Source organism: Paraburkholderia sp. CHISQ3 (assembly GCF_030464945.1).
GTDB classification, from domain to species: Bacteria; Pseudomonadota; Gammaproteobacteria; order Burkholderiales; family Burkholderiaceae; genus Paraburkholderia; species Paraburkholderia megapolitana.
The window spans coordinates 757845-766884 of record NZ_JALPRG010000002.1 but is presented as its reverse complement, the minus strand read 5'-3'; the positions used below and the strand labels follow the sequence as shown (position 1 = coordinate 766884).

Annotated in this window: 7 protein-coding genes and 1 tRNA gene; 4 read left to right on the top strand and 4 right to left on the bottom strand. The window is 62.4% G+C overall.

Annotated elements, in window-relative coordinates:
- Window positions 1–363: 363 nt before the first annotated feature.
- The 4 genes from M0D65_RS07175 to M0D65_RS07160 form a co-directional block, all read right to left on the bottom strand.
- A tRNA-Met gene (locus tag M0D65_RS07175) sits at window positions 364–440 on the bottom strand.
- A gap of 99 nt (window positions 441–539) precedes the next feature.
- Complete coding sequence (locus M0D65_RS07170; RefSeq protein WP_091011114.1) at window positions 540–2198, bottom strand: MFS transporter; 1659 nt, start codon at window positions 2196–2198, stop codon at window positions 540–542.
- Between the two features lie 227 nt (window positions 2199–2425).
- The gene (locus M0D65_RS07165) at window positions 2426–3973 is read right to left on the bottom strand and encodes a sensor histidine kinase N-terminal domain-containing protein (RefSeq protein WP_266252020.1); all 1548 of its coding nucleotides are present in this window, start codon (window positions 3971–3973) and stop codon (window positions 2426–2428) included.
- 14 nt (window positions 3974–3987) lie between these two features.
- On the bottom strand, window positions 3988–4764 hold the full coding sequence (locus tag M0D65_RS07160; protein ID WP_091011116.1) for a response regulator transcription factor: 777 nt from the start codon (window positions 4762–4764) through the stop codon (window positions 3988–3990).
- Window positions 4765–5020: 256 nt separating this feature from the next.
- Between M0D65_RS07160 and recA the strand changes: the two genes are divergently transcribed.
- The 4 genes from recA (at window position 5021) to sucC (ending at window position 9002) form a co-directional block, all read left to right on the top strand.
- Window positions 5021–6100 carry a recombinase RecA gene (gene recA, locus M0D65_RS07155; protein ID WP_091011117.1) on the top strand — a complete coding sequence of 360 codons (1080 nt, stop codon included), beginning with the start codon at window positions 5021–5023 and terminating at the stop codon, window positions 6098–6100.
- Between the two features lie 7 nt (window positions 6101–6107).
- On the top strand, window positions 6108–6911 hold the full coding sequence (gene recX / locus M0D65_RS07150; protein WP_266252046.1) for a recombination regulator RecX: 804 nt from the start codon (window positions 6108–6110) through the stop codon (window positions 6909–6911).
- A 148-nt stretch (window positions 6912–7059) separates the two neighbouring features.
- On the top strand, window positions 7060–7836 hold the full coding sequence (locus M0D65_RS07145; protein ID WP_266252019.1) for a DUF2889 domain-containing protein: 777 nt from the start codon (window positions 7060–7062) through the stop codon (window positions 7834–7836).
- The gene (gene sucC, locus M0D65_RS07140; protein ID WP_091011119.1) at window positions 7833–9002 is read left to right on the top strand and encodes an ADP-forming succinate--CoA ligase subunit beta; all 1170 of its coding nucleotides are present in this window, start codon (window positions 7833–7835) and stop codon (window positions 9000–9002) included. Before M0D65_RS07145 ends, sucC begins: the two co-directional genes overlap by 4 nt.
- Window positions 9003–9040: the final 38 nt, after the last annotated feature.

Here is a 9040-nt window from a genome sequence, read left to right as displayed (position 1 = left end):
GGGGTGGGTCAGATTTAGATGAAATCGGTGGGTTAAGACTCGGTGGAAATCAACAGCCTTCCTCTATGAGCGCATTTTTGTGGGCTACGGTGTCCTTGATCGCGTAGCCGTCGATCGACCACGAGCAGATTTGCTTTGCGAAGTCCACGAGGGTCTGCTCTTGACTGTGATCGTGCGCGCCGTATCGTCGAGCGCTTTTTCCTCCTTGTGGAGCCGCGAGTGAGCCGAAGGTTAAACGCCGAAGCGGTTTTTGCAAAGATGAGGCAACTGGGGGCATAGGGCGGGATGGCCCACAAGATGGCTTAACCACGCGCGCAAAGCAAAAGGCCCGCATCCAGAGAATGCGGGCCTTCGCGTCGAAACTGGTGGCGAATCAGGGATTCGAACCCCGGACCTGCGGATTATGATTCCGTCGCTCTAACCGGCTGAGCTAATTCGCCATATGAGAGGCGAGATTATGAAGACGACGCCGGGGGCTGTCAACCCCCGGCCGTCACATTGCAGAACTCCGCTCCGGGCCGTAGCCCGACGCCTTAGTCTCAATCGCTGGCGTAGATATTGGAGTCCTTGGTCTCCTTCACGAAAATCAGACCGATCACGAAGGTCGCCAGCGCGATCACGATCGGATACCACAACCCCGAGTAAATATTGCCCTTCGCCGCGACGATCGCGAACGCGGTCGCTGGCAGGAAGCCGCCGAACCATCCATTGCCGATGTGATACGGCAGCGACATCGACGTATAGCGGATGCGCGTCGGGAACATCTCCACGAGCATCGCCGCGATTGGTCCGTACACCATCGTCACGAAGATCACGAGGATCGTCAGGATCACCACGGTCATCGGCCAGTTCAACTGCGCTGGATCGGCCTTCGCTGGATAGCCTGCGGTCTTCAGCGTGCTGCCGAGCGTCTTGTCGAATGCCTTGGCCTGATCCTTCGCGTCGGCGGCCTTGCCGTCATAGGTGTTGACGACCGTATCGCCTACTTTGATCTGCGCCAGCGTTCCCGCCGGCGCGGCCACGTTGTCGTAGTTCAGACCGGCCTTCGAGAGCGCGCCCTTGGCGATGTCGCACGAACTCGTGAACTTCGCCGTGCCCACCGGGTTGAACTGGAACGAACACTCGGTCGGATCTGCGATCACGACGATCGGCGACTGTTGAGTCGCGGCTTCCAGCGCCGGGTTCGCATAGTGCGTGAGCGCCTTGAACAACGGGAAGTAGGTCAGCGCCGCGATCAGGCAGCCGGCCAGAATGATCGGCTTGCGACCGATACGGTCCGACAGCGAACCGAAGAACACGAAGAACGGTGTGCCGATCAGCAGGCCCAGCGCGATCAGGATATTGGCGCTGGTGCCGTCCACCTTGAGCGTCTGCGTCAGGAAAAACAGTGCGTAGAACTGGCCGGTGTACCAGACCACCGCCTGGCCGGCGGTCAGCCCGACCAGCGCCAGAATCACGATCTTCAGGTTCTTCCATTGGCCGAACGCTTCGCTCAGCGGTGCCTTCGACGTCTTGCCTTCAGCCTTGATGCGTGCGAACGCCGGGGACTCGTTCAGCTGCATCCGGATCCACACCGACACGCCCAGCAGGATGATCGAGGCGAGGAACGGCACGCGCCAGCCCCATGCGCCGAACGCATCTTCACCGATCGAAGTCCGGATACCGACGATCACCAGCAGCGACAGGAACAGCCCGAGCGTAGCGGTCGTCTGGATCCACGACGTATAGAAGCCGCGCCGGTTCGCCGGTGCATGTTCGGCGACGTAGGTCGCCGCGCCGCCGTATTCGCCGCCGAGCGCAAGACCTTGCAGCAGCCGCATCGCGATGAAGATCACCGGCGATGCAATGCCGATCGTCGCGTAACCAGGCAGGAAGCCGACCACGAAGGTCGACAGGCCCATGATCACGATCGTCACGAGGAAGGTGTACTTGCGTCCCACCATGTCGCCGAGCCGGCCGAACACGATCGCGCCGAACGGTCGCACCGCGAAGCCCGCGGCGAAGCCGAGTAGCGTGAAGATGAAGGCGGCGGTCGGATTGACGCCGGAAAAGAAGCTCTTGCTGATAAAGGCAGCCAGCGACCCGGCCAGATAGAAGTCGTACCACTCGAAAACGGTGCCTAGCGACGATGCGAAGATGACCTTCTTCTCCTCGCGTGTCATTGGCGCATGCGAAATTTGTCCGCTGACGCTAGCCATGTACTGTCTCCATGTTGATATGCGTGCGCGTTCACCCCGGTCAGGCCGCACGTGCACCGATTATTGGAGCGGAAACTTACTGCCTACTGACGTGACGTCTCAAAAATCGGGACGGTTGCCCGGTCGTCAAAATGGTTCTATTTCCCGCGATAGATGCGGCTTGTTCGGCAAATTTGCTCTTATTGTGGTGTTTCTGTTAGTGGGGTAGCTACTTCCCGGCGGACGCCCTAGGGTAAGTCCGGTGCCCGTTTCAGCATAGTCAGGCTGACACGCACGAGCGTGCCCGCAAGCTGGGGCGCGTGCTGGTAGACATGATCCTCGATGGCGAGCGTGCCGCCGTGCATCGCGGCGATCTCCCGCACGATCGCAAGACCGAGCCCGCTGCCGTCTCCCTCGCGGCCGAGAATCCGGTAGAACCGCTCGACCACGCGCTCACGCTCGGCGGCCGGAATGCCGATGCCGGTGTCTTCGACTTCCAGATGCACACGCTGCGCCGCCGGTTCGGCACGCACCCGCACGGTGATGCGTCCGCCGGCCGGCGTATAGCGAATGGCGTTGTCGATCAGGTTCGACAGCATCTCGCGCAGCATGACCGGATTGCCGTCTACTGCGACCGGTTCGTCGGGGCCTTCGTAGCCGAGATCCATCTGCTTCGCGAGCGCCGGCTGCACCCAGTCGCGTACGGCATGCCGGGCCACTTCGGTGATTTCGACCGGCGTGAAGATCTGTCCGGACATACGGTTTTCCGCGCGGGCCAGCGCGAGCAGTTGCGTGACGAGCCGCGCGGCATGCTCGGAACTCGTCGCGATCTGTTCGAGCGAGCGATGGACTTCGGCGGGCGCGTTCTGGCGCAGCGCCAGTTCGGCCTGGGTCCGCAGTCCGGCGAGCGGTGTCTTCATCTGATGCGCGGCGTCCGCGATGAAGCGCTTTTGCAGCTCCATGTTCTGTTCGAGGCGCGTCAGCAGATCGTTGAACGACGTGACGAGCGGCTCGATCTCCGGCGGCGCGCGCCGCGCTTCGAGTGGCGAGAGATCGTCGGGGCGGCGGGAGCGGATATGCGACTGCAGCGCATGCAGCGGCGCCAGTCCGCGCGACAACCCGAACCACACGAGCACGATCGCCAGCGGCAGGATCACGAACTGCGGCAGGATCACGCCTTTGATGATGTCGTTCGCGAGCTGGCTGCGCTTGTCGAGCGTCTCGGCGACCTGGACGAGCACGGGCTGGGCACCGGGTGTCTGCGGAAACTCGACGGTCGTGTAGGCGACGCGGATGTCGCTGCCGCGCAGCACTTCGTCGCGGAATTCGACGAGGCCGGGCTGCGGCCGGTCTTCTTCGTGCGGCAACGGCATGTCGCGGTCGCCGGCGACCAGTTCGCCGCGCGTACCGAGCACCTGGAAGAACACGTTATCGATGTTGTCCGCGCGCAGGAATTCGCGCGTCGAATCGGGCAGCGACAGCTCGGCGACGCCGTTCACCGGATGGATCTGGCGCGCCAGCACGTAAGCGTCGGTTTCGAGCGCGCGATCGAACGGGCCGTTGGCAATCGATTTGGCGACCAGATACGTGACCGCGATGCTCATCGGCCACAGCAGCAGAAGCGGCGCCAGCATCCAGTCGAGAATCTCGCCGAACAGCGAGCGCGGGCGCGCCGCCGCGGCGGCTTCGGTTTCGTCGGGTGGGGCGAACGGGTTGGCGTAGCTGGCGTCGCGCGCTTCGTCGAGATCCGCCGAAGGGGCGATGGGCGCAGTGGCGCGGTCTGCGCGGGCGGGCATGAATACGTTGCCGTCTATCTATAGTGCTGGTTGGCCGGCATTCCGGGCGATGCCGGTGGTGCGGGCTCGGCGGTGTTTGGGGTGTTGGCAAACGCCTGCGGCTCGCCTGCGGCGGCGGCAACCGGCGCGGCTTTCTCAAGGCAGTAGCCGAGGCCGCGCACCGTGGCGATGCGTACGCCGCCCGGCTCCAGTTTTTTGCGCAGCCGGTGAACGTAGACCTCGATGGCGTTGTTGCTGACTTCCTCGCCCCATTCGCACAGGTGATCGACCAGTTGTTCCTTCGAGACGAGCCGGCCGACTCGCTGCAGCAGCACTTCGAGCAGGCCGAGTTCGCGTGCCGACAACTCGACCACCTGCTCGTTGATACAGGCAATCCGACCCACCTGATCGAACGACAGCGCACCATGCCGCACTACCGTCGGACCGCCCCCCGCGCCGCGCCGCGTCAGCGCGCGCACGCGTGCTTCGAGCTCGTTGAGTGCAAACGGTTTGGCCATGTAGTCGTCGGCGCCGAGATCGAGGCCCTTCACCCGTTCGTCGACGCTGTCGGCGGCCGTCAGTATCAGCACTGGCAGGTTCGAATTGCGCGCGCGCAGGCGGCGCAGCACTTCAAGCCCGGACATGCGCGGTAATCCTAAATCCAGGATAAGCAGGTCGAAGGTTTGCATCGACAGGGCGGTATCGGCTTCGACGCCGTTCTTCACGTGGTCGACGGCATAGGCCGATTGGCGGAGTGATCGAACGACACCGTCCGCGAGTATGCTGTTGTCTTCGGCAATCAGAATTCGCATGGTGCGTCCAGCCTGGCATTGCCGGCGCCGGGGATGCACCTGGCGCGCAGCGGTCTCCGGAAATCTTGTGGGTAGTGTTGGCGGTCCGGTTGGACGCGTGCGCCGTGACATAGCGTGACGTGGCGTGCGCGCAACTTCAATTCCGGGCTTGCCAAAACTACTGTTTTTTTATACAGTATCTGCGTTCGGTGTGCAACCTGGTAAAACAGGTTGCTCCACCACCTCAGACGCCGATCATCATAGCAAAGGACGATTCATGGAAGAAAGCAAGAAAGGCCCGGCTGGACTGACTGCTGAGAAGAGCAAGGCGCTTGCCGCCGCGCTCGCGCAGATCGAAAAGCAGTTCGGCAAGGGGTCGGTCATGCGGCTCGGCGCTGGGGAAGCGGTCGAGGACATCCAGGTGGTCTCCACGGGTTCGCTGGGGCTCGACATCGCACTGGGCGTCGGCGGTTTGCCGCGCGGCCGGGTGGTCGAAATCTACGGGCCGGAATCGTCGGGTAAAACCACATTGACGCTGCAGGTCATTGCCGAAATGCAGAAGATCGGCGGCACGGCGGCGTTTATCGACGCGGAACACGCGCTCGACATCCAGTACGCGGGCAAGCTTGGCGTCAACGTGTCCGACCTGCTGGTGTCGCAGCCGGATACCGGCGAACAGGCGCTCGAAATCGCCGACGCGCTGGTGCGCTCGGGCTCGATCGACATGATCGTGATCGACTCGGTGGCGGCACTGGTGCCGAAGGCCGAAATCGAAGGCGAGATGGGCGATTCGCTGCCGGGCTTGCAGGCACGGTTGATGTCGCAGGCACTGCGCAAGCTGACCGGCACGATCAAGCGGACCAACTGCCTCGTCATCTTCATCAACCAGATCCGGATGAAGATCGGTGTGATGTTTGGCAATCCGGAAACCACGACGGGCGGTAACGCGCTGAAGTTCTATGCGTCGGTGCGTCTGGATATCCGCCGTATCGGTTCGATCAAGAAGAACGATGAAGTGATCGGCAACGAGACGCGCGTGAAGGTGGTCAAGAACAAGGTGGCGCCGCCGTTCCGCGAAGCGATTTTCGACATTCTGTATGGCGAGGGTATTTCGCGTCAGGGCGAAGTCATCGACCTGGGCGTGCAGGCCAAGATCGTCGACAAGGCGGGTGCCTGGTACAGCTATAACGGTGATCGTATCGGCCAGGGCAAAGACAACGCTCGCGAATTCCTGCGTGAAAATCCGGACATCGCGCGTGAAATCGAAAACCGTATTCGTGAATCGCTCGGTGTGAACGCGATGGCGTCCGCTGCACCTGTTGGCGCCGCTGCTGAAGTCGCCGACGAAGAGGAGTAATCGTCGCGTGATACGCAAGGGCCGGCCGGTGTCCGATACAAGGCGCGCCGGCGGCCAGCGTGATGACGGGTCGCGTGGATCATCCGGTCCCGCGGCTGCGTCTGATTCATCGGCTGATCCATTCGAGTCTTTCGACGATCACGACCGCGCTGCGGGTCTGAACTCCGATAGAAGCACCCGCCGATCTTCCGGCTGGTCCCGGCCCGCTCGAGATTCGCATCGCCCAGATGGGGCGAGCGCCCCAGGTGCCGATACTTCTTCGTCAGAAACGGTCTATAGCCGCTCGCGTCGCGCTCGTGACGAGTCAGGTTCCGCCACAAAATCCACCGACACCGACCCCACCGCACGCACTACGCGTCCGGGTCGCTCACTAAAAGGTCGAGCGCTCGGCTACCTGTCCCGCCGCGAATACAGCCGCGCCGAACTCTCGCGCAAGCTGATGCCGTTCGCCGACGAAGCCGATCCACTCGAAGCATTGCTCGACGAACTCGAGCGCGATGGCTGGCTCTCCGACTCGCGCTTTGCGGAAAGCCTGATCAATCGGAGGGCGTCGCGTGTTGGAGCGAGCCGGATCGTAAGTGAGTTGAAGCGCCACGCGGTGAGCCAGACGCTGATCGAAGAAACCGGCGCACAGTTGCGCGAAACCGAAATGGCGCGGGCGCAGGCTGTCTGGCGCAAAAAGTATGGTGCACTTCCCGCCACAGTCGCCGAGCGCGCAAGGCAAGCGCGGTTCCTGATGGCGCGCGGATTCTCTCAGTCCATCATCGGAAAGATTCTGAAGGGCATCGACGACGAGTGGAGTGGCGACTAGCTGCTTCGCGTTGCCGTCTACGATGCTGCATCGCCGCAGACATCGCGCGAAAGTCCAGCCCGCCAGCCTCCCACGGCTGACTCCAAGATGTCTCAAATACTCGATATGCTAAAATCAGGCGGTTTTCCAATCCGGCCTTCCGTCCCGCATGCCGCTTTCCCCGCCCGTCTCCCGTCAGTTGCGCCACCGTCGCGCAATCCATGCGGAAGCCTATGAGCGTGCCGATGGCTTGTGGGACATCGAGGCGTGCCTGACCGACCAGAAGCCACGCGATGTGGCGCTTGCGTCGGGTGTCCGGCCCAATGGCCTGCCGATCCATGAACTCTGGCTTCGCATCACGATCGATAGCAAGCTCACCGTCGTCGACGCCGAAACGTCGTCCGACTGGGTGCCCTATCCCGGTCAGTGCGAAACCGCCAATTCCGCCTATCGCGCCCTCATCGGGCTCAATCTGCTCAACAACTTTCGTCGCGACGCTACCCGCCTGCTGGCCGGTACCGCGGGCTGCACGCATCTCACCGAGCTCTGCGCAGTCCTGCCTACCGCGGCCATTCAGGCATTCGCGGGTGACGTCTGGAACACGAAAAACGGCGGCCCCGACGGCAAGCACGAGCAAGGCAGCGAAGGTCACGCAAGCAACGGCACAGACAACGCAAGCAGCACCACACAACCCACCCGTTCAATCGACAAACCGCCTTTCCAGCTCGGTCGCTGCCACGCGCTGCGATTCGATGGCGAGGCGGTTCGACAGTTTTATCCGCGCTGGCACGGCCACGCGCCACGCTCCGCTCGGGCCGCAGCAGCCGGCGAGCCGTGCGCAAACGCCGCAGCCAATGCAGCCAATGCAAACGATACGACTGACACCAGCGATAAAAACAGCAATCAAGTTCAATCCAACTCTCAGACTGAAGGGAATCACGCATGAAGATTCACGAGTACCAGGGTAAGGAAATCCTGCGGAAATTCGGTGTCGCGGTACCGCGCGGCACACCGGTGTTCTCGGTGGATGATGCGGTCAAGGCCGCTGAAGAGCTGGGCGGCCCGGTATGGGTCGTGAAGGCTCAGATCCACGCGGGTGGCCGTGGCAAGGGTGGCGGCGTGAAGGTGGCGAAGTCGCTGGAACAGGTTCGCGAGTACTCGAACCAGATCCTCGGCATGCAGCTCGTCACGCACCAGACTGGTCCGGAAGGCCAGAAGGTGAACCGTCTGCTGATCGAAGAAGGCGCTGACATCAAGAAGGAACTGTATGTCGGCCTCGTGATCGATCGCGTGTCGCAGAAGATCGTCGTGATGGCATCGAGCGAAGGCGGCATGGACGTCGAAGAAGTCGCAGAAAAGACGCCCGAGCTGATCCACAAGATCGCTGTCGATCCGGCAACCGGTCTGAAAGACGCCGAAGCCGACGAACTCGCCACGAAGATCGGCGTGCCCGCCGCGTCGCTGCCGCAAGCTCGCGCGATCCTGCAAGGCCTGTACAAGGCGTTCTGGGACACCGACGCATCGCTCGCCGAAATCAACCCACTCATCCTGACCGGCGACGGCAAGGTGATCGCACTCGACGCGAAGTTCAACTTCGATTCGAACGCACTGTTCCGTCATCCGGAAATCGTTGCGTACCGCGATCTGGACGAAGAAGATCCGGCTGAAGTCGAAGCGTCGAAGTTCGACCTCGCGTACATCTCGCTCGACGGCAACATCGGCTGTCTCGTGAACGGCGCAGGCCTCGCGATGGCGACGATGGACACCATCAAGCTGTTCGGCGGCGAACCGGCGAACTTCCTCGACGTCGGCGGTGGTGCGACGACCGAGAAGGTCACCGAAGCGTTCAAGATCATGCTGAAGAACCCGAATCTGACGGCGATTCTGGTCAACATCTTCGGCGGCATCATGCGCTGCGACGTGATCGCGGAAGGCGTGATTGCGGCGTCGAAGGCCGTGTCGCTGAAGGTGCCGCTCGTGGTCCGCATGAAGGGCACGAACGAGGACCTCGGCAAGAAGATGCTCGCCGACTCCGGTCTGCCGATCATCGCCGCGGACAGCATGGAAGAAGCTGCGCAGAAGGTCGTCGCAGCCGCTTCGGGCAAGGCTTAACCGGGCGCGCCCATCACCGGTGACGAAGGGCGGCGCGA